At 55.9% G+C, this 25,646-nt stretch carries 22 protein-coding genes and 5 pseudogenes; 11 read left to right on the forward strand and 16 right to left on the reverse strand.

The genetic code is table 11. The features are described 5' to 3' along the window. Positions 1 to 82: 82 nt before the first annotated feature. Positions 83 to 1,051, reverse strand: coding sequence for a cation transporter (locus BLU11_RS03390; RefSeq protein WP_231702265.1), 969 nt, complete (start codon positions 1,049 to 1,051; stop codon positions 83 to 85). Here BLU11_RS03390 and BLU11_RS03395 point away from each other — a divergent pair. Further along, a pseudogene (locus BLU11_RS03395) lies at positions 989 to 1,186 on the forward strand (MerR family DNA-binding protein); the annotation flags it as partial. The gene BLU11_RS03390 and the pseudogene BLU11_RS03395 overlap by 63 nt on opposite strands. A gap of 116 nt (positions 1,187 to 1,302) precedes the next feature. Here BLU11_RS03395 and BLU11_RS19780 read toward each other — a convergent pair. Then, positions 1,303 to 1,398, reverse strand: a pseudogene (locus BLU11_RS19780) (peptidase S24); the annotation flags it as partial. An 84-nt stretch (positions 1,399 to 1,482) separates the two neighbouring features. On the opposite strand from BLU11_RS19780, the gene BLU11_RS03400 reads away from it, so the two are divergent. Beyond that, complete coding sequence (locus BLU11_RS03400; protein ID WP_090272045.1) at positions 1,483 to 2,172, forward strand: SOS response-associated peptidase; 690 nt, start codon at positions 1,483 to 1,485, stop codon at positions 2,170 to 2,172. Between the two features lie 3 nt (positions 2,173 to 2,175). Here BLU11_RS03400 and BLU11_RS03405 read toward each other — a convergent pair whose 3' ends face one another. After that, positions 2,176 to 2,316, reverse strand: coding sequence for a helix-turn-helix domain-containing protein (locus BLU11_RS03405; RefSeq protein ID WP_231702266.1), 141 nt, complete (start codon positions 2,314 to 2,316; stop codon positions 2,176 to 2,178). 91 nt (positions 2,317 to 2,407) lie between these two features. Here BLU11_RS03405 and istA point away from each other — a divergent pair, with 91 nt between their 5' ends. Continuing rightward, the gene (gene istA / locus BLU11_RS03410) at positions 2,408 to 3,424 is read left to right on the forward strand and encodes an IS21 family transposase (protein ID WP_090272046.1); all 1,017 of its coding nucleotides are present in this window, start codon (positions 2,408 to 2,410) and stop codon (positions 3,422 to 3,424) included. Next, positions 3,421 to 3,576 (forward strand): hypothetical protein, encoded by a 156-nt coding sequence (locus BLU11_RS19180; RefSeq protein ID WP_197674253.1) that lies wholly within the window; start codon positions 3,421 to 3,423, stop codon positions 3,574 to 3,576. Before istA ends, BLU11_RS19180 begins: the two co-directional genes overlap by 4 nt. 146 nt (positions 3,577 to 3,722) lie before the next feature. Here the strand turns inward: BLU11_RS19180 and BLU11_RS03415 are convergent, their stop codons facing one another. Next, a complete protein-coding gene (locus tag BLU11_RS03415; RefSeq protein WP_090276209.1) occupies positions 3,723 to 4,691 on the reverse strand; it encodes an IS5 family transposase in 969 nt (322 codons plus the stop codon). 79 nt (positions 4,692 to 4,770) lie between these two features. Here BLU11_RS03415 and istB point away from each other — a divergent pair. Next, positions 4,771 to 5,412, forward strand: a pseudogene (gene istB, locus BLU11_RS03420) (IS21-like element helper ATPase IstB); the annotation flags it as partial. Between the two features lie 66 nt (positions 5,413 to 5,478). Here the strand turns inward: istB and BLU11_RS03425 are convergent. The 4 genes and pseudogenes from BLU11_RS03425 to BLU11_RS03440 form a co-directional block, all read right to left on the reverse strand. Next, positions 5,479 to 5,997, reverse strand: a pseudogene (locus tag BLU11_RS03425) (recombinase family protein); the annotation flags it as partial. A gap of 543 nt (positions 5,998 to 6,540) precedes the next feature. Beyond that, positions 6,541 to 6,846, reverse strand: coding sequence for an ArsR/SmtB family transcription factor (locus BLU11_RS03430; RefSeq protein WP_090272048.1), 306 nt, complete (start codon positions 6,844 to 6,846; stop codon positions 6,541 to 6,543). A 93-nt stretch (positions 6,847 to 6,939) separates the two neighbouring features. Continuing rightward, the gene (locus BLU11_RS03435; RefSeq protein ID WP_090272049.1) at positions 6,940 to 8,064 is read right to left on the reverse strand and encodes an alkene reductase; all 1,125 of its coding nucleotides are present in this window, start codon (positions 8,062 to 8,064) and stop codon (positions 6,940 to 6,942) included. A gap of 417 nt (positions 8,065 to 8,481) precedes the next feature. Further along, a complete protein-coding gene (locus BLU11_RS03440) occupies positions 8,482 to 9,138 on the reverse strand; it encodes a DUF6988 family protein (RefSeq protein WP_090272050.1) in 657 nt (218 codons plus the stop codon). Between the two features lie 128 nt (positions 9,139 to 9,266). Between BLU11_RS03440 and BLU11_RS03445 the strand changes: the two genes are divergently transcribed. After that, positions 9,267 to 9,881, forward strand: coding sequence for a tyrosine-type recombinase/integrase (locus tag BLU11_RS03445; protein ID WP_090272051.1), 615 nt, complete (start codon positions 9,267 to 9,269; stop codon positions 9,879 to 9,881). Between the two features lie 147 nt (positions 9,882 to 10,028). Here BLU11_RS03445 and BLU11_RS03450 read toward each other — a convergent pair whose 3' ends face one another. Next, the gene (locus BLU11_RS03450; protein WP_090272052.1) at positions 10,029 to 12,602 is read right to left on the reverse strand and encodes an AAA family ATPase; all 2,574 of its coding nucleotides are present in this window, start codon (positions 12,600 to 12,602) and stop codon (positions 10,029 to 10,031) included. Between the two features lie 443 nt (positions 12,603 to 13,045). Between BLU11_RS03450 and BLU11_RS03455 the strand changes: the two genes are divergently transcribed. From BLU11_RS03455 to BLU11_RS03470, 5 genes are all read left to right on the forward strand, one after another. Beyond that, complete coding sequence (locus tag BLU11_RS03455) at positions 13,046 to 14,032, forward strand: lipid A deacylase LpxR family protein (protein ID WP_090272053.1); 987 nt, start codon at positions 13,046 to 13,048, stop codon at positions 14,030 to 14,032. 465 nt (positions 14,033 to 14,497) lie between these two features. Beyond that, positions 14,498 to 15,523 carry a zinc-binding alcohol dehydrogenase family protein gene (locus tag BLU11_RS03460; protein WP_090276212.1) on the forward strand — a complete coding sequence of 342 codons (1,026 nt, stop codon included), beginning with the start codon at positions 14,498 to 14,500 and terminating at the stop codon, positions 15,521 to 15,523. Between the two features lie 113 nt (positions 15,524 to 15,636). Further along, positions 15,637 to 15,777 (forward strand): hypothetical protein, encoded by a 141-nt coding sequence (locus BLU11_RS19185; RefSeq protein WP_157718533.1) that lies wholly within the window; start codon positions 15,637 to 15,639, stop codon positions 15,775 to 15,777. 246 nt (positions 15,778 to 16,023) lie between these two features. Then, positions 16,024 to 16,704, forward strand: a complete 681-nt coding sequence (locus BLU11_RS03465; protein ID WP_090272054.1) for a MarC family NAAT transporter — start codon at positions 16,024 to 16,026, stop codon at positions 16,702 to 16,704. A gap of 329 nt (positions 16,705 to 17,033) precedes the next feature. Next, positions 17,034 to 18,134: a Gfo/Idh/MocA family protein gene (locus BLU11_RS03470; RefSeq protein WP_090272055.1), complete on the forward strand. Its 1,101-nt coding sequence runs from the start codon at positions 17,034 to 17,036 to the stop codon at positions 18,132 to 18,134. Between the two features lie 199 nt (positions 18,135 to 18,333). Here the strand turns inward: BLU11_RS03470 and BLU11_RS03475 are convergent, their stop codons facing one another. From BLU11_RS03475 to BLU11_RS03505, 7 genes and pseudogenes are all read right to left on the reverse strand, one after another. Beyond that, positions 18,334 to 20,001 (reverse strand): glycosyl hydrolase family 79 C-terminal domain-containing protein, encoded by a 1,668-nt coding sequence (locus tag BLU11_RS03475; protein WP_157718535.1) that lies wholly within the window; start codon positions 19,999 to 20,001, stop codon positions 18,334 to 18,336. 323 nt (positions 20,002 to 20,324) lie between these two features. Continuing rightward, positions 20,325 to 20,930 (reverse strand): retropepsin-like aspartic peptidase RloA3, encoded by a 606-nt coding sequence (rloA3, locus tag BLU11_RS03480; protein ID WP_090272057.1) that lies wholly within the window; start codon positions 20,928 to 20,930, stop codon positions 20,325 to 20,327. 120 nt (positions 20,931 to 21,050) lie between these two features. Then, positions 21,051 to 21,968, reverse strand: a pseudogene (locus BLU11_RS03485) (aldo/keto reductase). Positions 21,969 to 22,000: 32 nt separating this feature from the next. Further along, on the reverse strand, positions 22,001 to 22,618 hold the full coding sequence (locus BLU11_RS03490; protein WP_090272058.1) for a PqiC family protein: 618 nt from the start codon (positions 22,616 to 22,618) through the stop codon (positions 22,001 to 22,003). Continuing rightward, positions 22,618 to 24,300: a PqiB family protein gene (locus BLU11_RS03495; protein ID WP_090272059.1), complete on the reverse strand. Its 1,683-nt coding sequence runs from the start codon at positions 24,298 to 24,300 to the stop codon at positions 22,618 to 22,620. Before BLU11_RS03495 ends, BLU11_RS03490 begins: the two co-directional genes overlap by 1 nt. Continuing rightward, a complete protein-coding gene (locus tag BLU11_RS03500; protein WP_090272060.1) occupies positions 24,290 to 24,907 on the reverse strand; it encodes a paraquat-inducible protein A in 618 nt (205 codons plus the stop codon). Before BLU11_RS03500 ends, BLU11_RS03495 begins: the two co-directional genes overlap by 11 nt. After that, a complete protein-coding gene (locus BLU11_RS03505; RefSeq protein WP_090272061.1) occupies positions 24,904 to 25,527 on the reverse strand; it encodes a paraquat-inducible protein A in 624 nt (207 codons plus the stop codon). The genes BLU11_RS03500 and BLU11_RS03505 overlap by 4 nt, the downstream gene beginning before the upstream one ends. Positions 25,528 to 25,646: the final 119 nt, after the last annotated feature.

Raw genomic sequence — 25,646 nt, forward strand, 5'->3', positions numbered from 1 at the left:
GGCTTGGCATTGGGTATGAATTCCATGCCGCTATTATCCAGTTCAAGCCTGACGAGAGGATTAGCCCTAAATGACAATTTTGTCATTTAGGGCTCCCTCGCTTTTTTTCTGCTGCATCTGCTCTCGGATGGGAAATGCCCTGTCTGTAAAAAGCCTCTGTCGAACCCGTTCCACAGCAAGTGTCTGCGGGCGTTACGGTGCGGCTTTCGCAACAGCCGGCCGGTTGTGCCACGGCATTCGTTTCACAGCCGGCCTCTTGCTTCGTCACGGCATCAGGTTTACAGCAGCTACTCGATGGGGCTACGACACCAGCTTCACTGCCAGCGCCTTGCTGTTCATCGCGACCGCGCCACTTTGGCCAAGCATCCCGCCCGACCTGAACGGAAGAGTGCAGGTACAGTAGCGCGAGTGCCACCCCAACGATCAGATCCGGCCACTGCGACTGGGTCAGCATGACTAGCCCGGCCGCGCCTAACACGCTTAGGTTGGCGATAACATCGTTTCGCGAGCACAACCAAGTCGAGCTCATATTGATGTCGTCGCTGCGGTGACTATAAAGCAACGCCAGGCAGCTCAGGTTGGCGGCGAGCGCAACAAGACCGATCAGACCCATCCACTCCGCCTCTGGCACCACGCCCAAGAAGCTCTTACGGATGGCTTCACCGATAATTAAGATGCTGAATAGTAAAAGAAAGCCACTTTTGAAAAGGGCAGCCCCCGCCCGGGCGCGAGTGCCACGGTGCAGCACGAAAAGCGAGATGGCATAAACCAGGGTATCGCCGAACATGTCTAGCGAATCGCCGAGCAACGCGGTCGAGTTCACGACCCAGCCGGCCGTAAACTCGACAACGAACATAACAGCGTTTATGGCAAGCACGATGTAGAGCACCCGGCTCTGCTTCTCGCGCAGTTTGGCAAGCTCACTGCCCTTGCTGTCGCAGCAATCATCCATTGTCAAACCCTCTTCCAAGATAACGTTCGATGTTAGAAGGACGATCCTCACCAGTCTTGTGCAGCGGTGAACACGATGCTCGATGACCACATTGTTCATGTGCGATCGCAGATAACTGCTCTACATGAACTTGAGAGGCAGCTTGTTGCACTGAGAGGGCGTTGCTCGGATAAGCGCGAAGCAACCGATTGTGGGATCTTGGCGGGAATCAGTGAAGGAAGCGAACCGCGCTGATAGTTGTCAGCGCTATTAAGGTAGGCAAGATCGATTATTTATCCGGTATATCATTGTTTTATATATGTTTATTAAAACAGGCCTGCGCATTGACATAAAAAACGATATGGGAAAAACGCCGGGCTCGGGAACCCGGCGGGGACACGGTAGGAATAGAAGGGCAGCTTAGTGGACGACTGGCCGAGCGGGCCTAATATGACTGCAGTGTTCATGTTTCTCACCAACGACGTTGCTGTATATAAATACAGTATTCCTGTGGCAGGCTGGCGTCAATTGAAATCGAGCGGGAGGTGGGTATGTGCGGCCGGTTTGCACAGTATCGAGTGGCTTGGGATTACCTGGCACCTATTGGTCTGGATGCTCCGCTCCGAAGCGAGGTCACACCCCATCCGATCAATCGGTACAACGTTGCACCGCGGTCCCAAGTCATGACCATACGCAGGGATCTGGACGGATTGAGGTTTGAGCCAATGCTCTGGGGTTACGCCCCTTTCTGGGCGAAGGGGAAGCGACCGCCGACTATCAATGCACGCCTGGAAACTGTAGCGACAAGCAGGTTTTTCAGGAACGTTTGGCAAACTGGAAGGTGTGTCGTACCTGCAGATGGTTGGTACGAATGGGTAGCCGACCCGGCTGAACCTAAGCGGAAACAGCCGTATTACATCCATAGGCGCGACGGTGAGCCGCTGTACTTTGCCTGTATTGGTCAGTTCCCGCGCAATGATGGCCAGCCCGGTGAGGAGGATGGGTTTGTAATAATCACCGCCGACAGTGAAGGAGGTATGGTCGACATCCATGACCGTCGCCCGGTGGTGTTATCTCCGGAGAGCGCGGCAGAATGGTTAGATCCGGAGATGGAAGCAGGGCAGGCGGAGCGGGTTTTGCTTGCCAGTGAGCCGGTTGGCCTGTTCAGTTGGCACAAGGTAGCCAAGGAGGTGGGCAACGTGAGAAATGAAGGGCCCGGGTTGGTTGCGATGATTGGTTAAAGATCACTGCCTGGGCGTAGCGGAGCTGCGATGCATCGCCCATACCCGCTTGACCTGGCTCTCGCTGCACCCGGCCAGCTTGGCCGTCGCTGCAATGCTGTGACCCGCCGAACGCAGCGCGATGATGCGGTTGTGAATTGTCACCGCCGGAGTAATACTGACCCACCAACGCCGACTTAAAATTGACCCACCTGGGCAAAATGGCCGCCTAATCAGATGATCAGAGCGGCGGCCGATGTTGACTCAGGAGGCACTTGTGGAAATTCATGTATTGCATCGTCAGGGCGACAGTATTCGCGCCATCGCTCAGAAGCTGGGCCTGTCTCGTAACACCGTGCGCCGCTATCTGCGAGACCTGAGCGCGGTGCCCAGCTATCCAGAGCGACCGCAGCGAGCGACCAAGCTGGATCCCTACAAAGATTATTTACTGGCACGGATCGAATCAGCGAAGCCACACTGGATACCTGCAACAGTACTGTTAAGAGAGATTCAGGATCGCGGTTATGCTGGCGGGATCAGCCAGCTCAAGTGCTACGTTGCTGATTTCAAAGCCGTTGAGTCTGATCCGGTGGTTCGCTTTGAGACGCCCCCAGGCAAACAGATGCAGGTCGACTTTACGACCATTAACCGCCACCGGCGCACGATTAAAGCCTTTGTCGCCACGCTGGGATTCAGTCGCGCCACGTATGTCCGGTTCTCTGAGCATGAGCGCCAGGAAGATTGGTTAAGTGGCATCGAAGAAGCTTGCCAATACTTCGGCGGGGTTCCGCAGGAAATCCTGTTCGACAACGCCAAGGCCATCATGATCGAGCGCGATGCATACGGCGAAGGCCGTCATCGCTGGAATGCTCAGCTGTTGTCTACGGCGCAGGACTATGGCTTTATCGCCCGCGCCTGCCTGCCCTACCGCGCTCGCACCAAGGGCAAGGTTGAACGCTTCAATGGCTATTTGAAGAGCAGTTTTATCACGCCTCTGGCAGCGACCCTCAATCAAGCCGGATTGCGGTTGGACGTAGCCACGGCCAATGCGCACATAGGTCCGTGGCTGGAGCAGGTAGCGCATCAGCGCATCCATGGCACCACCGGTATCAAGCCTCAGATTCTGCTGGATCAGGAACGTTTTGAACTCATGCCCCTGCCATCACGGCTACTGGCGACTCAGCACAGGCCGATATCCACTCGGCCCGTTCCGAGAGAAAGCTTCCAGCATCCCCTCAGCGTGTACGACCGGCTGCTGGAGATCCGTCCATGAATCTGCAGCACCAACGTATTCAGCAGGCCTGCGCAGACCTCAAGCTTGACACCCTGGCCAGCGAATGGGCGGCAATCGCCGACCATTCAGCCTCGCACGAGGCCACATTGGCTGACTTCCTGGAGCAGCTATTAAACCTAGGGAAGGTCTGAAATACCGGCCATATGGGCGGCGATTATGACCTCGACTCACAAAAAAAACATTTCAGGAACGATTTCATCGCCCTCAGTCGCGTTTTCAGCGCGTTGCAGCCCCTTTTCGGCCATCCAGGCCGCTGTACCCAGTACTCCGGGCGGATTTATCCTGCACTTAACAGCTGTTTTCGGGCCATCCATAGGTTGGCCAGGGCGAACAAGGTATGCAACTGGGCCGTGTTCTTCGCCAGGCCCTTGTAGCGCACCTTGGTGAATCCGAACTGGCATTTGATCACTCGAAACGGATGCTCGACCTTGGCTCGTGTACTGGCTTTGGCCCGCTCGATTCGGCGCAAGCCTTTCTCGATCAGCTTGGTTTTGCTCAATGTCTTGAGCTTGCCTGGGCGCATCGCAATCGACCAGACCACCTGCTTGCGCCCTTTGTGTTCATCCCGTTTCTGAACGCCGGTATAGCCGGCGTCACCGCATACATGGGTTTCTTCGCCATGCAGAAGCTTGTCTACCTGAGTAACATCGCCCGCATTGGCCGCCGTCCCCACGAGACTGTGAACCAGCCCTGACTCAGCATCAACGCCAATGTGGGCCTTCATGCCAAAATAATACTGGTTACCCTTCTTGGTCTGATGCATCTCGGGATCGCGCTTACCTTCTTTGTTCTTGGTCGAACTGGGTGCATGAATGATGGTTGCATCGACCACGGTGCCGTGGCGCAGCATTAGCCCGTGCTCACCCAGGTAACGATTGACCACTTCGAACAACGCCGTGGACAGGCCGTAGCGTTCCAGCAGCCGACGGAATTTGAGAATAGTGGTTTCATCCGGAATGCGATCAAGTTGAAGGCCCGCGAAGAGTCGCAAGATGGTGGTTTCATACAGCGCTTCTTCCATCGCTGGATCGCTGTACCCAAACCAGTTCTGCATCAGATGAACTCGCAGCATCGCGTCGAGCGGGTAAGCAGGTCGACCACCTTCGCCCTTGGGATAGTGCGGCTCGATCAGCGCCAGCAATGGCTTCCAGGGAACCACTTGATCCATTTCCAGCAGAAAGCGCTCACGGCGGGTCTGCTTACGTTTACCAGCGTATTCGGCGTCTGCAAAGCTCATCTGTTTCATGCGGTGGTCTCGAAAATGGCGCTGACGCATTTTACCTTTTCAGGAAGTCTTTTTCAGACCTTCCCTAGAGCTGAACGCTCGCTCACAACGATCCCGAGAGACTTTGCTGAAGTTCGCGGGCTTCCCAGGACGAAAGCTCTTTGAGGATTATGACTTCAAGTTCGCCAGCGGCGCCCCCCGCAAACAACTGAATGAACTGACAAGCATGGCCTTCGTGGAGCGGGCAGAGAACGTGGTTCTGCTAGGCCCCAGTGGCGTTGGCAAAAGCCACCTGGCCATCAGCCTGGGTTACAAGGCCGTCAGCCAGGGCATCAAGACGCGCTTCATTGCCGCTGCCGACCTGATGCTGCAACTGGTCATTGCCCGCAAACAGGAGCGTCTGGATCAGTACCTGAAACGCAACGTCTTGGCACCGCGGCTGTTGATCATCGATGAAATTGGCTATCTGCCGTTTGGTCGCGAGGAAGCCAACCTGTTCTTCAATGTCATCGCCAAACGCTACGAGCAAGGCAGCGTCATCGTCACCAGCAACCTCCCGTTCTCACAGTGGGCTAGCGCCTTCGATAACGACACTACGTTAACCGCTGCGCTGCTGGATCGGCTGTTACACCATGCGCACATCGTCCAGATCCGGGGGGAAAGCTATCGACTGAAAGACAAGAAAACGGCTGGTATCGCACCGATCTCGACCAGCAGCCAAGAATTATTAACCAACGCTTAAACGCCAAGGGTGGGTCAGTTTTGGATCGGCGATATTGCTGATAAGTGGGTCACTTTTAAACCGGCGTTGACAGTGAATATCATGGTTGGTTTTTCGGCCCGCGTATTTCCCGGCCTTTCTCGCCAACTCAATGCCCTGCCGCTGTCGCTCACGCCGGTCTTCATAATCGTCATGGGCTATCTGTAGCGCCAGTTTCAGGAGCATTTCCTGAACCGACTCCAGCACCACCTTGGCCACGCCTTTTGACTCCGCAGCCAGATCGGTGAGGTCGACTACGCCAGGCACAGCAAGACGGGCACCTTTGGCACGGATAGAGGCCACGAGAAGCTCAGCCTCAGGCAGAGGTAGGCGACTGATCCGGTCAATTTTCTCTGCGACGACAACTTCGCCAGATTGCAGGTCGGATATCATTCGAGATAGCTAGGGGCGGTCTGGGCGGGCTCCGGAGGCCTTTTCCCGATAAACACCAGCTACGTAGTAGCCGGAAGATTTGGCCGTCTCTATGAGGCTTTCCTGACGTTCAAGGTCCTGCGAATCTGTGCTGACACGCATGTAAATACGGGCGATTTTGAGGGGTGGGGGCATCGATGTTTGACCGCGGTTGTTGGATTCGTGTGTTCAGGCCATTCGCGTTTATCTACTCTATCGACATTGCTGCGCACCAGCAGCGAGCTCCGGAGCCGGAGGCATGCCAGCCGTACCGCTCCAGCAAGCTTCGCGTTCTTTCAACTCCGTAGGCCGTAGAAGCTCGCGTAAGATTCGGTCTTCTGCGTTTGGCATGCTACCGCTTATTGTTGCGCTCCCCCGTCCTAACGGCAACCAGGAGTGTCGCATGAACAACAATGTCGATTTTCTAACCAGGAAGAGATGTCCCTCTTCGCGCAGCTCGGTGAAAAGGTTAGGGACTTTCCTTGCATTGGTATGCTTTGTGAGTGCTCATGTCGGCAAGGGTTTGGGCGCATCAAGGCGGCGCCAGACGTGTTTGGTATTCAATATGCGCTTCTACTGATTTCCGGCCAGATCGAATGACTGGAATCGGCCAGAAGCAGCCATTCGTGATCGGCGAAGCTCATGCCGCCTGAGAGCTACAACAACACCGATAAGCAGCAGCTATTCGACGCCTAAGTATCAAATGGTCTTCTCAAGCGCATTCAGCAACTGCTCGATCTTATTCTCATTGCGTTTGTAGTAAGTCCAGGGACCAATGCGCTGAGACGTAACCAGCTGAGCTCTCTGAAGGGCTGCGAGGTAGTTTGATACGGTCGACTGGGACAGCCCTACTCGTTCCTGGATGATGCTTACGCACACACCAAGCTGACCAGGATCTGCTTCCTGCTCGGGAAAATTCTTCCTCGGATTCTTGAGCAAGGTTAGGATGGTGAGGCGTGTGGGATTATCCAGAGCCTTTAGCGCTTCGCTGAGATCGATGTTCATAGTAAATGGCACATGGCTGGCTTTTCGCTATTTTACGATATTTCGATTTCAGTTGCTGCGCGCATTCCGACGAGGCGCGCAGCTCCATGGCTGTCAGCCTTTGTAGAAGGGGTAATCAACATACCCTTTATCGGTACCACCATACATGCTGCTGGCATCCAGTGGATTGAGCGGCCAGCCATTGGCGATCCGTTGTGGAAGGTCTGGGTTGGCAATGAAGGCGCGACCAAATGCGATTAAGTCAGCCCAGCCAGCGTCAATCGCTGCGGCGGCACGCTCCGCTGTGTACTTCCCCGCATACAGAATGCGGCCACTGAAGACCCCTCGTACAGCGTTGCGGAATGTATCTGGCAGCTCTGGAGCCTCATCCCAGTCTGCTTCGGCCAGCGACAAGTAAGCGACACCGATTTCCTCGAGCACTTTGACGGCCTCAATGTAAGTCTCGTGTGGATTATCTTCCACAAGGCCTAGATAGACCCGAAGCTCATCGGTGCTTGCAAACAGTGGAGCAAATCGAACACCTAAACGATCAGCGCCCACCACGTCAGCAACAGCTTGTGTTATCTCGCGCAAGAATCGCAGGCGGTTCTGCAGGCTGCCACCATACTCATCCGTGCGGCAGTTGGTGTGCGCTGAGATGAATTGGTTTACCAGATAACCATTGGCGCAGTGCAGCTCTACCCCATCGAAACCGGCCTCTAGGGCATTATGTGCTGCTTTGGCGTAGAGCTGGACGAGCTCTTTCACCTCTGCAGTGGAAAGCTCCCTTGGCTCAGACGGATCCGCCAAGGTACCGGTACCTGGTCCCGTTTCGATGAACACCTTCACGCTACGTGCTGGCAGTGCTGATGGCGCTACAGGAGCATCGCCATTTGGCTGCAGCGAGGTGTGGGACACCCGACCAACGTGCCAGAGCTGCGCAAAAATTACACCGCCCTCTGCATGTACCGCTTCGGTGACTTTCTTCCAGCCTTCGATTTGTTCTTGGCTGTGAATTCCCGGAGTCCAAGCATAGCCCTGGCCCCGTGGCTCGATCTGAGTGCCCTCTGTGACCATGAAACCCGCACTAGCTCGTTGTCGATAGTAGGTGGCCATTAAGTCGTTGGGGATGTTCCCTGGCTGCGAGCTACGCGAGCGAGTGAGCGGCGGCAGCACAATACGATTACGGAGGTCATGGGGGCCGATCTTTGTCGAGCTAAACAGCTTGTTTCTATTCATTAGCAAATCCAGATATCGGGAAATATAGATTTAAAGAGGCGCTTCATCTCGCTTCTGAGACGGCTTTAGCTCAACGCACTTTCAATAGGAGCGCTGATCAAGGGGCTGCCGAATGGTCGAAATTCTAATCTATATATCTAGAAATGTAAATATCTAGATCCTTTCAGCCACCCCAGAGAGCCTAGAATGGACTAGCTGTAGCCCAGGCACATACCCTCCGACGGACTGAGTCTCCCTGGCATCGAGGCCAAGCTTATCTTCACACCTCGCCCCCAGAACCAGATACAGCAGTCTGCATCGGCCAGGATTTTGTAATCTGTTAATGACCGCCTCTGGCCGAAAGCCGCCTAGATTGACGGGCGGAAAAACGGCTAAGAGCGGATTCCCGTCAACCGAAGGAGATATTCTCCAAACAGATCAATGCGCTGGTTCAGACCGCCGTTTGAAAGGAGGATCAACAGGTGGGAAACAATCTTTGAACTCTGCGTAAATACCGGCCATTTCCCCGGCCTCTGGTGGAACACCAGCAAGGATCAGAAGCAGGTTGCCCGCAATTCCGAGTAGCCCATTCGAGTGCCGTACTTCCATCAAAATCAGCTCTAGTGGGAAACCTTTTCCGTGTCGATTCACCGCATGTATACCCCCGTGCACGAATGAACTCAGCGGTCGCCAAGAGTAATGTTTGAACTCCTTCAGATGCGCCACGGGAGCGTGCGGGGCCTTCTCCTCAATTTCCACTAGCATTTGGCTAAGCATCGGGATTTTGCTGGCCTTCTTGGCGCTTTGCTCAGTGAGCTCCTGAAGTATTAACTCAGTTTGTTCGTCTGTTGCCACATAAAACGTCCACAGCGCGCGAACAAGAGATTCATACTGAATCCTAAGGAGAGCCGCCGCAGATGTGCACAAGCCTGCTGCCACCAAATACTTAACGCTCTGAGCATGCTCAAATCCAAGGCTTGCAAGCGACCTGGACGCTCGGAGGCGACTGGTACTTTCGAATAGAGGTAGTGAAAGGAAGCTAGCAAGACGGTCTTCTAATAACGCCGAGCGTGCAAGCAGCTGATCAATTTCCATTTTGAATGTGCCTCATTCCGTTCTCGATACTGGAGTTTTTACCGACAGCAAGCCGTATCAGCATTTTACAGATTGGCTCCTTTAGCCAAGGGATTCATTGTTATCTTCCATGATGTGGAGGACAAGCCATGAACACCACTATTGCTCATGAACCCTGGAATAAAGGCAAGCTAATCGGGCAGAAAGCGCCGCTTCGGCTCAGAGATATCTGGTCTATTCGAGTAAGGCTCCAAATTGCTGAGAAAACTCGAGATCTAGCTCTTTTTAATTTGGCAATCGACAGCAAGTTACGGGCCTGTGACTTGACGAAGCTACGGGTGCGCGACATCGCCCATGGTGCACAAGTATCGTCTCGGGCAATTGTGATGCAGCAGAAAACTCATCGACCAGTCCAGTTCGAAATCACCGAACAAACCCGGACGGCTCTAGAAGCCTGGATACATAAGGCCCAACTGCGAAGTGAGGATTTCCTGTTTCCGAGCAGATTGCACGCCTCAGCCCACCTTTCCATCAGACAATACGCTCGAATCGTCAAAGCCTGGGTAATATCCATTGATCTTGATCCGGCCATGTACGGCACCCACACGCTAAGGCGCACCAAGGCTTCACTGATCTACCGTAGGACGAAGAACCTCAGGGCCGTTCAGCTTCTACTGGGCCACACGAAGTTGGAAAGCACGGTCCGGTATTTAGGAATCGAAGTGGACGACGCTCTTGATATGGCAGAACAGACCGAGGTCTGACCAGCGATAGCGCCGCCTTAAACCAGACCGGCGCTATCCGGCCAATACCAGTCCTTCGATATGCCTGGGAAACGCGGGGCAATTCATGCCCCGCGTTTGAAGGCGGATGAGCCTAGTACCATTATCCGATTTCTGACGCGACTACGACTAAGCCGCTTCGGCTCGTCGCTTGCTCAAATCCTCACGCCAGGCTTTGAGTGCTTCCAAGTCCTGACGCAGCTCTGGCTCATCTGGGATAAATACGGGAATTTCACTAGATTGACTGTGCTCGTAGCAACTGTACTTAGTCATCAATGTATCAATCAGCTTGCAGTCCTGTGGTTCGATGCCGTGAATAGCATGCAGACGGTTATCGGTGGTAATGCTACGCCGATGCCGGAGCACGACCTTGTTGAGCAAATCCTCTTCAACTGACCGCTCAATCAGCTTGCGAAACTCACTGCAAATTCCCTGGGCGAGCATCCGGTAGGCAGCACCACCACCCGCCTCACCCGCCTTGCGCGCGGTATCCAGCTTGGTCACCAACAGGTTGTTGGCCTTTTTTGTATTGGCGTTCCAAACGTCCTGATCTGCCGGGTGGCCAGCAACACCAGCGTAGGCCTCGATGCACATAGGTTGGTGGTGAGCTGCTTTCCACTTCTCGCCTTCCTTTCGGGCCAGGTCCTCCAGGATTCCGTAAAGGGACAATCGGTGAGTGAGCACTATCACCTGTCTGGTTTTGGCGAGCTCAACGAGGCGGCATGCCACAAACCACTCGAAATCATGGTCGAGGGAGGAGATAGGATCATCAAATAGGAAAGGGGCCGCTCCCGGCTTATCACAGACATCGGCCAGAAATGCCGCAAGGGAGATGATGCGACGTTCCCCTTCACTCAAGACACTGTCGGGCATGGCGCGACCGTTTTGAGCACCTTTGAGCTTGAGCTGATGCAGTACCTTGGCGTTGCGAGTTCTGGTCTTGACCATTTCGACTTGTATACGGGTTGCTCCGAGTGCCAGGAGCTCACGATTGAAGCGTTCAACGTACGCCTCGGTGACGACGGCCTGGGTCACTTCTGCTGATTTCATCGATATCGCCCGAGTGCCTGCCAACCCTTTCCAAGACTCATAGTCTTTCACCTTGCGCAGACGATCAACCTCGACGCCAATAGCCGCAGCTTGCTCTGTAATCCACTTCTTGGCTTCCAACGCGAGCTTTTGATTCGTCGCCTGCACTCTATCAAAACCCAGAGCATCCTGATCGTACTGGGTGGCGGTTGCTTCCAGTTCATTTCGATATTCCGTCAACTTGGCGAGGTTTTCATCGACTGGGTGAACGGGGTTTGCAGCTTGGTTGACCTCATGGGCAATCAGAGCGTTTTTTGCTGAAAGCGCTTGCTGCCAGAATCCTTTGAGGTAATTCCACCAAGCTTCATCTGTCACGCCGGCAGCCTGGCACTGGGTCTGCATATCTTGTTCAGCCGTGATGCCTGGCAGTTGATCAAGACCCGCTTTGTACTCTGCTTCAGCGGTCTTGGCATCTGATTCAAGCTTGCTGTGCACGAAGGATTCAAAGTCCTTTAAACGCTGCTGCGCATCTTCAGACAGTTCTTGGTGACATAGCACGCACCGTGCATCCGCAGTCGCCGGAAAGGCAGTTTCCGGATATGGCGTTGCGGAATAGAGCCTGGCAGCCTCCCACATCGCACGCCATGTGGCGGTACCCACCCCTTCAAGCGCGGCTGACTTTACCTTGGCGCCCTCGACCGCAATTTGTCGTTTGGACACCGCATCTTGTCTTAATAGGCGCAGTGCCTGGATGTTGTCGATACCAAAAGCAGTAGACGCTTGCTGGAGTGCACTGATGATTTTTTGGAGCTCGGCCTTGGTGCGTCGTTTCTGTTGTGCCAGCGAGGAGGGATCTTCAGTCTTGAGGCGTTCCACTAGCTCTACAAGTCGAAGCTCGTCTTCGGCGGCCCAACGCAGGGCCGTTCCAAGTTCAGCTACGGACAACTTGCCAAGCTCGCTGTACAGCTTCTTGGAGGGGGTTGTGCCGTAAATCGGTGGGAGCACGGGTAATGCGCTGACCAGTGCGCGTTGCTCGGACTCAAGGCTCTGTCGAACCATTTCGACTGCGGAAGCAAGCTTCTCAAAGAGACTGATGACGGGAGGGATGTAGGTCGCAGCGCTTTCAGCTGTCAGGTAGTGGCTGGCCTCGTCACTGTCGAAGATGTCGATGCCTCGCAGTGTGTCGACGGCGTCGCCTTCTACGCTCCACTCATGCAAGCTCTCTACGCCGTTAAGCTGAGAGGTGATACTGCATTTGCTGTGCGCAGGAGCGGCCTTGAACACATTGGCTTTCAGGTCAACGGCCCTTGGCTTGCCCGACACCTTTTTGAGAATGCGGGTATAGCTGGATTTACCTGATCCGTTGTGGCCGTAGATTACGGTGAGGTTCGCGCTGCCAAATTCAAGTGGAACGCGGGGCTCCAGATTCTCGATCCCGACAACCTCGGCGATTCGAACCAGCCGCAGCTCATCTCCTACCTTTGGATTGTTGGTCAACTCCACGAAACCGCGGTGCTTAGTAGGTTTTTGGCCTGCTGGAGTCTTGAGTATGGCCACCAAGGCTGTAATGTCCGCCGGACTCAGCTCTCCATTTTTCAGAAGCCTGTCAGCGGCCTCTTGTAGCCAATCATTTTGCTTTAGTAACCATGTACGAATCTCTGCCTGAACATCCACTGTTTTTCCTCCCTGATGGTAGATCGTAGCAAAAAGCTATCAGAACCAACGAGGCGGAGCTAGGCCATTTACACATGTAGAGCTATACGTATTTTTCCTGAAGTTTTTCGCGGGCACGAAAATGAGCGTCATTTACTGAATCGGTACTAGCTTCGTAGACTCCTCGAGCAGCCGCCTCTGGCCGAAGTGAGATAACGATAGATACAGGTACTCCAGCCGATGATTGGTGTTGTAGCCGGGCAGTGATGACCGGCAGCTGTTGGCCGATTGCTGCCGGTCATGCTTAGCCTTCCATGCCTGGCCAAATTGACCATACCCTAATGCTACTGCTGGATTAGGCTTCGCCTTGATGCTGATAAATTTCATATAAACGGTGGGCGAAACGGCAAACTCTGAACTAGGATTACATACATTCACCGTTGTATGTAATCAGGAGTAGCAATATGGCAGCCCAGCGCCTACATCATCGTTTATCCGTCGCTGTGATCACCGGTCTTGTTCCGCTTGTCAGTCAGGCAGATCTTTATTCATTGAAAATCGAGAACGATATCATCGCCAGCGATAGTGATGGCCACTACAGCAATGGCGTTGAACTGATGCGATCCTTCCGACCGGAGTCCGATCACTGGTCGGTACGATTGGCTGGTACGACCCCTAATTGGTTAGTCAGTGACATCGACTATGTTACCTATCGTTTCGGTCACCAGTTATACACGCCTAATGAGATTGAGGCCACTGAGCTGATCGAGGAGGATAGACCCTATGCCGGTCTGTTGTTTGTCGGTGTGTCGATGTTTGGCGACATTGCCCGTGATGGCTGGCGTGAGGTCAGTGGTTTGCATATGGATGCCGGCCTGGTTGGACCGGGGGCGGGAGGCAAGAGAATCCAGCGTGGAGTGCACAAAGTCACCGGTAGTGACGAACCCAAGGGCTGGAATCACCAATTGAGCAACGAACCCTTCGTTAACGTTGGCTATCAGAGACGCTGGTGGCTGCAGCACCGCTTTGCTGGGTTGGAGCTGGAATACGGCCCGAGCCTGGGTGTTTCGTTGGGTAATCTCTATACCTATGGCTCGGCAGGTTTGGGACTGCGTATAGGGCAAGGGCTGGAACGCAGCTTCAGTCTTCCGTCGGTTGCACCGGCGCAAGGCGGTAGCACGTACTTTGATCAGAACGGTGGGTTTGCGTGGAGCCTTTTCGCCAATCTGGAAGGCCGCTACATGGCGCACAATATGTTGCTGGACGGTAATACTTTTACCGACAGCCATTCGGTAGATAGCCGCGAATGGGTCGGAGACACCAAGGCGGGCGTTGCGCTGACCTGGAACAGCTGGCAGATGGCATTCGCCAGCGTCTGGCGTACGCGGGAATTCCATGGCCAGGCTGAGCATGATCAGTTCGGTTCACTCACGCTGTCTGCCTGGTTCTGATACCAGATGGGCGCATGGTGGTCCTCGCCGCAGAAGAACAATGCCTTCGACGAGTGCTGTCGCTCAGTTGCAATCTACCTATCAAAAAAATCCCTACAGCTAAAGTGGGGGTAGCTTGCTGACCGTTAACGACTTAATTGGCAACAACATGGGCCGTACCCTGGGCTATGCTTGAGCGGAAACTCTAAATAATTACACGGTGGTTGTGGCGGCCTGGGGCTGAGCGTGTTGTGATCGAGCCTAAGACCTTTCAACGTTATGCTTCGATCAGCGTCGTCTCTGCAAATATCGTAGTCCGGTACCGGGCAGGGTTTGCAGTGAGTGGCTGCGGACGGTATCGCATACAGAATTCGGACTGCACTTAGGGCATTCAGTAGGTAACCTGTACGCTCGGCATCGGCCCAGTTTTCAATGAAGACTGCTGTGGGGGTGTCTGGAAAGTAACCTGAGGAAACCATGAATACGATGAAAGCCGTTGGCTATAAACATCCGGGGAATATTGCTCGAGCCGATTCTTTGATGGATATTCTTCTTCCGAAGCCCATCGCTACCGGTCGCGACCTGCTTGTTGAAATCAGGGCTGTCTCGGTCAATCCGGCCGATACCAAAGTGCGTGCAGATGTCGTAAGCAATCCCAACGACGGCGATGATTATAAAATATTAGGCTACGACGCCAGTGGCGTTGTCCGGGCTGTGGGAGATGACGTGACGCTTTTCAACGTCGGGGACCAGGTCTACTACGCCGGCTCCATTGCGCGCGCCGGCACCAATAGCGAGCTGCATTTGGTCGATGAACGTATTGTCGGCCATATGCCCAAGTCTCTGGACTTTGCTCAGGCCGCCGCCTTGCCGCTCACTGCTATTACTGCCTGGGAAATGCTTTTTGATCGTTTCGGCATTGCACCTGGTAAGCAGCCCACGGACAAATCACTGCTGATCATTGGTGCCGCAGGCGGAGTGGGGTCCATCATGACCCAACTAGCTCGACGCCTGACGCCACTGACCGTGATTGGTACTGCATCACGGGCTGAAACTCAGGCCTGGGTAAAAGAATTGGGCGCTCATCATGTAATCGACCATAGCCAGCCAATTGCTGAGGAGCTGGAGCGCACCGGCATCCGTGCCGTGGACTACATTGTAAGCCTGGCTCACACCACCGCCCATCTGGAGCAGGTTGTCATGGCCATTGTCCCACAGGGTAAATTCGGACTGATTGATGACCCAGCGGTGGTGGATATTGCCTCGTTCAAGACCAAAAGCGTTTCTGTCCACTGGGAGATGATGTTCACACGCTCACTGTTCGCCACCAGCGACATGGTGGGACAACATCATTTGCTTAATGAGGTGGCTCAGCTTGTTGATGCAGGATTGATTCGCACCACGCTGGCCGAGCGTTTTGGGACTATTAATGCAGTCAACCTGAAGCGCGCCCACGCCCTGATCGAGACAGGCAAGGCGCGGGGGAAAATTGTTCTCGAGGGGTGGGGCTAAACCCTCGGTTCTCATGTTGATGTATGATTCATCTGCCTCTTTTGCTGCCCGCTTTGGGTCGATCCAATTGGCTGCGCATAAGGGCGACATCCACGACCGGTCTCCGGTCGTGGATGTCCATCTCTACCCTGATCTTCTTCGGCTTGATTCGGTTAATTGATCCGAATGTCATCGGCCAGCGTTTCATCGCCCTGCATCCACTGCTGGTGCGCTCTTCTTCCAAGCGCTGCCAGAACAATCTAGGGGCAACATGAAATAGTCGCCACATCAATCAGGCCACTATGCTCAATGGCCAGCGGCCGAGTGGCATCGGATAGTTCATGTGGCGGTCAGGGAGTGATGGCAATCTCGAACTGGCAGGCAGCGTTGTCTGCCGTCCCGGTCAGCGCGGCAGCTGGCGACCTATCGCGGATCTCTCCATTCCAAAACGGCAACCGTGATAGCCTAAATGGCTTCGGCACCCAGCTTGCTGGGGTATTCATTAAAAATTTGAGGGACTCATGGATCAAGTAATTGAATTATTCACTGTGGTCGGGTTGGGCGTTGCGCTCATGCTGCCATTAGCCAACCCGCTGACATCGGTTACGCTGCTGCTGTCATTGGGACGCACCCTGTCGATACAGGAGCGCAACCGGCAAATCACCCAGGCTACGATTTATGTTGTGGCAATCATGCTAATCACCTATTTTGCCGGACATTGGGTGATGCAATCATTTGGCATTTCAATTCCCGGCTTGCGAATCGCCGGTGGGCTGATCGTCGCTTTCATCGGCTTCACCATGCTATTCCCAACACACGCTGTGGATGAAATACCCGAGGCTGAGGCTAATGCAGAAGCGGCGGCTCGCCGCAAACCCATCAACATCGCCTTCGTTCCGCTTGCTCTGCCGGGAACTGCGGGGCCCGGCACCATCGCGTTCATCATCAGTGCCGCCGCGTCCACACGGCCCGGCACCGTTCCCTATTCGACCCTGACACTCATGCTCGCGCCGGTTATCGTATTCATTGTGCTAGGCGCTATCTTCTGGGTCTGCCTGCGCTATGCCGGGAGGATCGTCAAGCTCATAGGCGAGGGCGGGGTAGAGGCAATCGCACGCGTTATGGGCTTTCTGCTGGTCTGTATGGGCGTTCAATTTCTGATAAATGGAATACTGGAAATCGTGACCCAGTACGGTGCCTGAGTCTCATCTCCCGTAGAGCAGCCAACCGATCCCGATGCTGGGCTACTCTACGGGAGGCCCGTCGCTGCTGTAAATCCTCGGGCAAGGAAGCGTATCCCAGTCACTGCGGTGCACCTTCCCACAACATTGCCAAGGGCATGAAATTCTCAGTTCAGTTACTTTCTCCCTTGGCGGATAAAGGGCCGGAGCAGATTCAATCGTTGGACGCCTGTCGTCATCGTCCGGTACGATCAAGCGCTATCTACATACCGCACTTCGTTGAAAGGTGCTTCAGATGTTTCGAGGGCAGTGCGGTGCATGGTGCCGTACAGCAAACAGAGGAATTCCCAATGACAAAGGATCGCTTCAAAGTCGGCATTGTCGGCATACAGCCCGGAAGAAGCTGGGGTGCCATGGCGCATCTGCCCGCCCTGCGGGCGTTGTCGGATGATTTTGAAATCGTTGGGGTTGCCAATACCAGCCACGCCAGCGCCCAGACAGCTGCTGCGGCTTGCGGTATTCCTCGTGCTTTCAGCAGTGTGGCGGAACTAGTTGGCTCGCCAGAGGTGGATATTGTCGTCGTTACGGTGAAGGTACCGCACCATTTCGAGATCGTGTCTGCGGCCATCCAGGCGGGAAAGCAGGTTTATTGCGAATGGCCGCTGGGCAACGGCCTTGCCGAAGCTCAGGAGCTGGCTCGTTTGGCGCAGGAGAAAGGCATACTCGGGGTGGTCGGAACACAGGCGCGGTTTGCGCCCGAGGTCGAGTACCTGTCGGCGTTAATTGCTGATGGATTCATAGGGGAGGTCCTATCGAGCAGCCTGGTCGCTAGCGGCATGGCCTGGGGTGCCACGGTAGAGGAACGGAACGCGTACCTGCTGGACCTCGAGAACGGCGCCACCATGCTGACGATTCCCTTCGGCCATACCATGGCTGCGGTTCGCACGGTCCTGGGCGGCATCATCGAATTATCCGCTCGGCTTGCCAGTCGGCGCACAACGGCCAATGTCATTGAGACCGGCGAGACCAGACCGATGACATCACACGATCAGGTGGTGGTCGACTGCTTACTCGACAACGGCGCGCCATTCAGTATTCACTATCGCGGCGGCATGCCTCGCGGCACCGGATTGCTGTGGGAAATCAATGGTAGTGAAGGCGACCTGCAGGTGAGGGGGGAGAATGGGCATGCGCAGATGGTGCGCCTGTCCATCCATGGCGCGAGCCACGCGGACACGACATTACGCCCACTTGAGATACCTGACTCCTACCTGGCGGGTTGGCCGCAAGACCCTGTCCCCGGCAATGTGACGCGCGTATATGCCAGGATGGCAGCAGATTTACGCAACGGCACGCGCACGGCGCCCACCTTTGATGATGCGGTTGCGCTGCATCGGCTAATTGCGGCTGTGGAGACGGCTGCAAGCACAGGATGCCGCGTCTCACTGTAGCTTTTGATCCTCTTCTACTGAATTAGTCGGGCGGTGGCAACCTGTTGCAGACGATATGCCTACGACGGCTGAATGAGAGAGCAGGCCGAGGACCTGGTCGATGGTAGATTCCTATCCGGGTTAGCAGACCCTGGGTAGGAATCGCAACGTTCGCACGGGCCTACCCATGATGAGGCAGTCGTCCTGCCTCGCTATTTTCTCAGGGATGAGCCTCTATTGACGATTTCTCCAGCGTCAACAACAAACCACTCGCCGCCCCGATCTCGACCTCGAACACACCGTCCTTTGCGGTGCTGGTTTCGTGACGCTCCGACCCGACCGGTCGACCGTCCTGGCTGCCATCGAACGTTTGGCCACCGAAGGTAATTCCCGACTTTGCACTGAATGACGGTGCCTCGAGGCGCTTGACTGTGCCCACTGAATAGCCTGGCACGCTGATCTGCGCGGTGCCGGATGCGCTTTGATCTTTGTTGAGAACTGCGACGACAATATTGTTGGTTGTCGTGTCACGCGTAGCCCATACCTTCAGGTTAGCCGACGAGTCGACGTCGACCGGAAGCAGCGTGGATTGGTTGGGTGTCGCCTCGGCGAAAAACAGCAACCCGTAGTAGAGCGGCAGCACCGAGCGAAGTTGGTAATCGGCCGGAAACCGCGTGCCCTCAGGCGGCTTCGCCTCGGTGTTTGATGCCTTGTACTGCGCTTTCGGTACATCGAACAGGAAGGCGCCATAGATATCCCATCCGTGGATGGTGTTCCAGGTGTTGCTATGCAGGTTCACGCCTTCCAGCCCGAGCTCTGCGTATTCGAACAGAATGTCCGACGCCCAGAGGGCGGTCTCAAACGCATCGCTGACGCCGGGCTCGCCGGAGCACATAATCGAATTCATCTCGGCCATGCGGTAGGGTTTTCCCGCAGCCTTGGCGACCGCGACGTAGGGCTCGGCCTGGCCTGGATCTTCGGTGGATGACAGTGGGCGCAGCAGGAATCCGGGTGCGGGATCATCGCCGCACAGGGTGGAACCTCCCGTGTAGGCATGCTGGCTCACGAGCTCCAGCTCCGCGCTTTCCTGATCGATCAGCTTTTGCCAGTCGTCGGGCGTGCCGAAGTCCGTGAGCGGTGCGATTGGAATAGCCGGTATTCCGGCGAAACCGCCGCTCGACGGTCCCATGAACCCGGGACTGTCGGGCACGGCGGTCTTTATACTCTGGGCGAAAACCCGGAACTCGCCCAGGTAATCGTCGAAGCTGTATTCCTGAGGCCGGTATTTGTTGAACGCGAAGAAATCCGGCTGGTTGCCCATCTCGATCGCGCGGACCGCGCCCTTGGGCATGCCGTCTAGGTAAGCCTTTGCCTGCCGCGCTGCGAGCGCCGGGTCATTTGCGCCCATGTTGACCCCCAGAATGAACGACGTGGCCGGCGTCGGCGCGGCAAGGTCTTCATAGAGTTGTGCGAGCGGCGTGACTGAATTGGCTCGGGGTTCCCCGGTCCGATCAGTGGTGCTGCCGCCGATACGGATCGAAAGGGGGCCACCGCCATAAGCCAGTAGGTTGTTGAGCAACTGGCGGTAGATCCGGTTCACCCCTATCGCCGGATCGCCAAACATCATCTGGGCCTGTCCCCACTCATGCGAGAACCCAAGAAAGCCGGGCGCAATAGGGGTTCCGGAGTGGCTGGGATCAACCTGAATGCGGGCAATTGAAGTGCTAGACTCGTGCTTCGCTGTTGTACTCGTCTGCTGGCTGGCGCCCACGCTGAACGTCGCGGACAGCAGCGCCGAAGCGAGGAGCGTGCTGATAAAACTCCTTCGGCGACCTACCGTGGCCCACGATCGTGCCGTAGTGCAGATAATTCCGACGCTACTAGCCATCATCTTCTCCGGTGATTTTGCGCAAGGTCTAGCAGAGCTCTGCCGCGCGCTTACGGCCTGTCACTCAGGGCCCTACATCACGCTTCGACGTGCTGGGGATTCTGGCGGGATGCCACTTACGCCTATCAAGGTATAGTTGGTCGCCTGGTATTTACCACTGATACTTAGTATGGAGGCTTGCGGTTGAGCTTTCCCGCAGACACGAAAAACCCGGCGCTTGGCCGGGCTATCGACGGGTGCTGATCCTTCAGCAGAGGCTATGGTACCCCCCCCCCCGCCATGTTAAAAAACTGTGACACCGTCGATCAGCGTCTCGTCGTCCATCATCCTCTGCTGGCGGCTGCGTTCTGCTCCAGCGCGCTGTCTGGGCAATCGAGGGGCAGCATGAAGGTGCTCGCCACATCGATCAGACCAATATGGTCGATGGTCTTGCGGCCGAGCAGTACCGGGTAGTTCATATCGCTACGGTCGCGCAGGGAAAACTGTTCTTCGAAAACGCGGTTGCCGATGCACATGCGCATCTTCACCACCGGTCGATGATCCACACCCCCCGCACCGCGCACCGTCATTTTCCGATAGAGCGGTTGTTCGAAATTCATGGTCACTCGTTCGTCAGTATCTACATCCTTCACTGTGACGTCGTAGCGGACCCACTTTTTGTCCTTGCGGGTAAACTCTTCCAGATTGACCGCGTGCATGGACGAGATAAGCGCACCGGAATCTATCTTGATTTTCACCGCGGTCTGTTCAGGCAGAATCAGACCCTTTTCAATCCATCCAACCACGACCTTGCTGGCTACATCGCCCGCCTGAGTGACTTCTTCGGGCGGATTGCCACTTTCCACCGGCTCCTCAGCAAATACCGCACCGGATAGCATGGATGCGCCCAATAGCGCAGCGATGGAAAAACCCTTGATAAATAAATGCATGAAATACCCTATGTGAAACAGCAAGATAGACCGACGCAGAACAGTAAGGTGCCCTGCACGGTCGAGAATTAGTCTTTTTGCCCTGGTATCGCCAGCGTCTTCTGGGACACGCAATCAGGCTCAATCCTTGATCTTGAAGCTGTAGAGTGTGGTGTCCACTTGTTCCGGGTCGGGGCCCCCGCGGGCGCCACTGTCGAGCGCATCTATAGCCTGCACTTCATCCAGGGTCAGGGCAAAGTCGAAGATGTCGATGTTCTCGGCGATCCGCTGTGCCCGGACTGATTTCGGGATGGCCGAGAAGCCATGCTCGATATGCCAGCGCAGGACAATCTGGGCTGCGGTCTTGGCGTACTTGTCGGCAAGTTCAGTAATGACAGGATGTTGCAGCGGGTCCTGGGACGGCTGTCCTTCCTTGACCGAGTAACGTTGGACGCCGCCGATTGGAGACCAGGCCTGAGTAATGATGCCATGCTTTTCATGCGCCTTTGTCAGGGCCTTCTGCACAAAGAACGGGTGCAATTCCACCTGGTTCAAGGCGGGCACTATGCCGGTATGTTCAATCAGGGTGTCCAAGTGCGCCGGGGTAAAGTTGCACACGCCAATGGCGCGCACGCGTCCCTCTTCCAACAGCTTCTGAGCGGCCTTCCACGCGCCGATCGTGGACTCGAACTCGGTCGGCATCGGCTAGTGCAGCAGGTACATGTCCAGCGTGTCGATACCCAGCTTGCCCATGCTGCGATCAAAGGCGTGGAGGGCCTGGTCATAGCCATAATCACTGAGCCACAGCTTGGTGATGACGAACAGTTCGGAGCGGTCGATGCCACTCTTGGCGATGCCCTGGCCAACTTGCCGTTCGTTACCGTAAGCGGCAGCGGTGTCAATCAGACGATAACCATTGGTTATGGCGGTTGTCACGACATCAATGGTTTCTTCGGGGCCGCTTTGATAGACGCCAAGGCCGAGGGCGGGGATCTGGATACCGTTGTTCAATGTGAGCGTGGGGCTTTTCATTTCGGTGTTTACCTTCTGACAATACATCGATTCCGATGAGATCTAGCCTTGCATACTGATCAAGGACAAACTGTGGCGCTATTTCTGGTCCATTGTCGTGCAGTCCCGGCAATCTCATCAGCCAGTTTGCTGATGGAGCGTTGATGCGCCAGCACCAGACTGTCCAACTCAGCTGTAGCCGGCTCGCTGATGAGGCTCGCGCAGGTCAGCGCCTGGTGTGTCTGACCATTTTTGAACTCAATATTCCACACCACATCCAGCGCAGCATGGCTGCCTGGCAGCGAGTCGAATCGGCGTACATCGGTACGTACGGTCAGTACTGGCTGGTCGGCTGTGTCTGGAAGTCCCGCCAGATCGCGGACGCCGAGGCGGTTTTCCAGCTCGAAGGCCAAGGCGTCATGGAATTCATCGGCCGGTGGCGACGCCCAGAGGGCACTTTCCAATATGGTCAGGCGGTCGTCACTGTCGCGGATCACTAGGCTGGGCTGATCGACCTGTACCGGGATACGCACGGGCATTATCTGCAGCTGGAAGTCTGCCTTGGTTTGAGCACCTGCTGCGGCAGGCTGCGTTGGAATCAGCGTGTGGTATTGCATAGGCGTGGAGCTGCAGGCGCTCAGCACCAGCAGGCTGCTTAACAGGAGCAGAGACGTCGGTAGGTAGCGGCGCAGGGTCATTATTGGGATTCCGTATTGAGTTCGCGAGAGGTGGAGCCGCCCTTGAAGCTAGCTGGCGATTCAGCGTTACCGCGCCCGCGGATAAGGGATTCGGGGTGGCGGCTGAGGTAGTCGGTGAGGACGCGGACCGAGCGCACCGCACGCTGTACTTCTTCAAGGGTGTCGCCCACTTGTTGGCGCTGGGGTGAGCCATCAGCCAGCGCCTGGTTGGCATTATCCAAGGTCTGCTCCGAACGCTCCAGGGTGCTCTGCAGTTGAGGCAATACGCCGCTGTTGACCTGCTCGAGCGTTTTGCGCAACTCGCTCAGGCTGCCGTCGAGATTGTTGGCCATCGACTCGATCGGCAATTTGCTGAGCTTGTCCACCACCGCCTGCAGCTGTTCCTGCAGCTTGTCGAAGCTACCCGGTATGGTAGGGATGACCAGCGGTCGGGCATGCGGGTCAAACACCATAGCCGGCGCGCGGGGGGCGAAATCCAGTGAGATGTAAAGCTGGCCGGTCAACAGGTTGCCGGTGCGGGCCTGGGCGCGCAGACCTTGCTCAACGAAGCCGCGGATCAGCTGTGCGCTGCGCTCCTCATCGCTACCTTCAATCAGCCCCAGCAGTTTGTCATGCGCAGCGCCGAGACGGTTAGGGTAGATAACAGCACCGACCACCACAGGGAAACTCTTGTTGTGCTCGTCATAGTCGAGGTTGACCGATACCACCCGGCCGATCGGCACGCCAAGAAACTCCACTGGCGCATCGACATTCAGGCCACGCAGGGTCTGATCAAAGCGCATCTGTACGTAGCGCGCTGGCCCGTCATCGGGGGCCATGGCCCGTGCCATGTCATTGAACAGGGTAAATTCCCGATCTTCGGCGGCGGGTTCGGTAGTAGTGCTGTAGTTGGGCGCGCGAAAGGCAATTCCACCCGCAAGAATCGACGACAGGGACTGGGTATTGACCTTGAAACCGTCGGCGGCGAGGGAGACATCCACGCCGCTGGCGTTCCAGAAGCGCGTATCGGCGGTAACGAAGTCATCATAGGGAGTATTGACGAATACCTGCACGGCCACGCCTTTGCCATCCTCATCCAAGGTAAAGGAGACGACCTGGCCAACCGGAATGCGGCGGTAGTAGACAGGCGAGCCGATGCCCAGCGAGCCGAGATCGCTGGTCTGCAACGTGAAACGCTTGCCTTCCACGCCAAAGGTGACCGGCGGAGGCGCTTCAAGGCCGATGAACTCGCGCTGGGTTTCCGCTGCATCACCCGGATCCGCACCGATGAAGGAGCCGGACAGCAAGGTATCAACCCCAGATACGCCGCTGGCACCGATACGTGGGCGAACCACCCAGAACTGCGCATCTTCACGGATGAACGCCTCGGTGTTCTGGTCCAGTTCGATGGTGGCGGCCACCCGGGTCCGGTCTTCGCTCAGGGTGATGCTGGTGACCCGGCCAATGACCACATTCTTGTATTTGACCTGGGTCTTGTTTGCTTCCAGGCCCTCGGCGGTCAAAAAGCTCACGGTAATCTGCGGGCCGGCGGATAGCCAATTCTGCACCACCATGGACAGCCCGACCAAGGCGGCAACGATGGGTACCAGCCAGATCAGCGAGATGCGCACCCGGCGCTGTCGGATTTCTGGATCGCCGGCAATGGCAGGGGAGGAACTGGGGTGGCGCGGGTTATCTGACATCGTTTTTCTCTGCATCCCATATCAATCGCGGATCGAAACTCATTGAGGCCATCATCGTCAATACCACCACCAGGCCGAAGAACAGAATGCCCAGACGCGGCTCTATCGTGCTCAGTGCACGGAATTGCACCAGCGCCGCCACCAGGGCAACCACCAGCACATCAAGCATCGACCAATAGCCGATAATTTCAATTAAACGGTAGAGCCGTGCCCGCTCGGGCATGGCCCAACGGCTGCGGCGCTGGGCGGTAAACAGTAGCAACCCCAGCACAAAGAACTTGATACAGGGCACCACCACGCTGGCGATGAAAATCAGCAGGGCGATATCCCAGGAACCGCCTCTCCAGAATTCGATGACGCCGCTGAGAATGGTACTTTCGCTACCATTGCCAAGCATGTCGGTATACATCACGGGCAGCAGGTTGGCCGGTATATAAAGGATCAGCGCGCCAATCAGAAACGCCCAGGTGCGGCCAATGCTGTTCGGCTTGCGGGCGTGTAATACAGACCAGCAGCGGGGGCATTCGTGATCGGTAAGTTGGCAAGCATTGCCGCAGTCATGACACAGCTGCAGTCCCAACTCCGCAGCGTAGGGAGGTTGGCTCATCGCGGAGTGACCTCCAGTTCGTTCCACAGCTCACGGACATCGCGGCCGCCAATCAATATGATCAGTACCGTCAGCATGGACATCGCCCACAGGCCGATCCCGGGATGCACCTCCAGCATGCCGGCCAGCTTGATGATAGCCACCAGTATCCCGAGCAAGCAGACCTCCAGCATGCTCCAGGGACGCAAATGCTCAAGCGTGCGCATGCAGATGCGAAACCCCGGTGCCATTCGCCCACTGCGGGCATAGACAAGCACCCAGGCGAGCAGAATGATCTGCAGGGCCGGGGCGAAGATAATGCTCAGGCCGGTGACCAGAGCGATTAGGGTGATACGCCCCTGCGCTAGGGCTTCGACGGTTGCCCATAGCGTTGCCTCGTTGCTCAGCCCCTGCATGCTGATGCCCATGATGGGAAAGGTATTGGCGAACACAAACAGAATGGCCGCTGCAACGGTCAAGGCCAGCAGTTGATCGGTGCTCAGGCGGCGGCCCCGTTCCAGCAGTGCGCCGCACCGCTGGCAATGGGCAGTTTGTTTGCGGGCCAGGGCAGGGCGTTGGTATGCCGAATCGCAATGCTCGCAAATGACCAGCTGTACCTGGCTTGTTTCAGGCCCTGACATAACCTATCCATATCCTGTTCAACAGTTGCGTATGCTATCACTGTTTGTTGCCTAGGCAATTGTTGCCATGTAAATTATCATCCTGATTCGTCCGAAGAGGCCGGTGCCAGGATGAGCGA

Source organism: Halopseudomonas litoralis, assembly GCF_900105005.1.
Taxonomy (GTDB): Bacteria; Pseudomonadota; Gammaproteobacteria; order Pseudomonadales; family Pseudomonadaceae; genus Halopseudomonas; species Halopseudomonas litoralis.

What these genes read in the sequence shown, in the direction of transcription:
- BLU11_RS03390 (WP_231702265.1), bottom strand. Translation starts at nt 1,051, where the DNA reads ATGAACAATGTGGTCATCGAGCATCGTGTTCACCGCTGCACAAGACTG.
- BLU11_RS03400 (WP_090272045.1), top strand. Translation starts at nt 1,483, where the DNA reads ATGTGCGGCCGGTTTGCACAGTATCGAGTGGCTTGGGATTACCTGGCA.
- istA (WP_090272046.1), top strand. Translation starts at nt 2,408, where the DNA reads ATGTTGACTCAGGAGGCACTTGTGGAAATTCATGTATTGCATCGTCAG.
- BLU11_RS19180 (WP_197674253.1), top strand. Translation starts at nt 3,421, where the DNA reads ATGAATCTGCAGCACCAACGTATTCAGCAGGCCTGCGCAGACCTCAAG.
- BLU11_RS03415 (WP_090276209.1), bottom strand. Translation starts at nt 4,691, where the DNA reads ATGAAACAGATGAGCTTTGCAGACGCCGAATACGCTGGTAAACGTAAG.
- BLU11_RS03430 (WP_090272048.1), bottom strand. Translation starts at nt 6,846, where the DNA reads ATGAACATCGATCTCAGCGAAGCGCTAAAGGCTCTGGATAATCCCACA.
- BLU11_RS03435 (WP_090272049.1), bottom strand. Translation starts at nt 8,064, where the DNA reads ATGAATAGAAACAAGCTGTTTAGCTCGACAAAGATCGGCCCCCATGAC.
- BLU11_RS03440 (WP_090272050.1), bottom strand. Translation starts at nt 9,138, where the DNA reads ATGGAAATTGATCAGCTGCTTGCACGCTCGGCGTTATTAGAAGACCGT.
- BLU11_RS03445 (WP_090272051.1), top strand. Translation starts at nt 9,267, where the DNA reads ATGAACACCACTATTGCTCATGAACCCTGGAATAAAGGCAAGCTAATC.
- BLU11_RS03455 (WP_090272053.1), top strand. Translation starts at nt 13,046, where the DNA reads ATGGCAGCCCAGCGCCTACATCATCGTTTATCCGTCGCTGTGATCACC.
- BLU11_RS03460 (WP_090276212.1), top strand. Translation starts at nt 14,498, where the DNA reads ATGAAAGCCGTTGGCTATAAACATCCGGGGAATATTGCTCGAGCCGAT.
- BLU11_RS19185 (WP_157718533.1), top strand. Translation starts at nt 15,637, where the DNA reads ATGTCCATCTCTACCCTGATCTTCTTCGGCTTGATTCGGTTAATTGAT.
- BLU11_RS03465 (WP_090272054.1), top strand. Translation starts at nt 16,024, where the DNA reads ATGGATCAAGTAATTGAATTATTCACTGTGGTCGGGTTGGGCGTTGCG.
- BLU11_RS03470 (WP_090272055.1), top strand. Translation starts at nt 17,034, where the DNA reads ATGACAAAGGATCGCTTCAAAGTCGGCATTGTCGGCATACAGCCCGGA.
- BLU11_RS03475 (WP_157718535.1), bottom strand. Translation starts at nt 20,001, where the DNA reads ATGGCTAGTAGCGTCGGAATTATCTGCACTACGGCACGATCGTGGGCC.
- rloA3 (WP_090272057.1), bottom strand. Translation starts at nt 20,930, where the DNA reads ATGCATTTATTTATCAAGGGTTTTTCCATCGCTGCGCTATTGGGCGCA.
- BLU11_RS03490 (WP_090272058.1), bottom strand. Translation starts at nt 22,618, where the DNA reads ATGACCCTGCGCCGCTACCTACCGACGTCTCTGCTCCTGTTAAGCAGC.
- BLU11_RS03495 (WP_090272059.1), bottom strand. Translation starts at nt 24,300, where the DNA reads ATGTCAGATAACCCGCGCCACCCCAGTTCCTCCCCTGCCATTGCCGGC.
- BLU11_RS03500 (WP_090272060.1), bottom strand. Translation starts at nt 24,907, where the DNA reads ATGAGCCAACCTCCCTACGCTGCGGAGTTGGGACTGCAGCTGTGTCAT.
- BLU11_RS03505 (WP_090272061.1), bottom strand. Translation starts at nt 25,527, where the DNA reads ATGTCAGGGCCTGAAACAAGCCAGGTACAGCTGGTCATTTGCGAGCAT.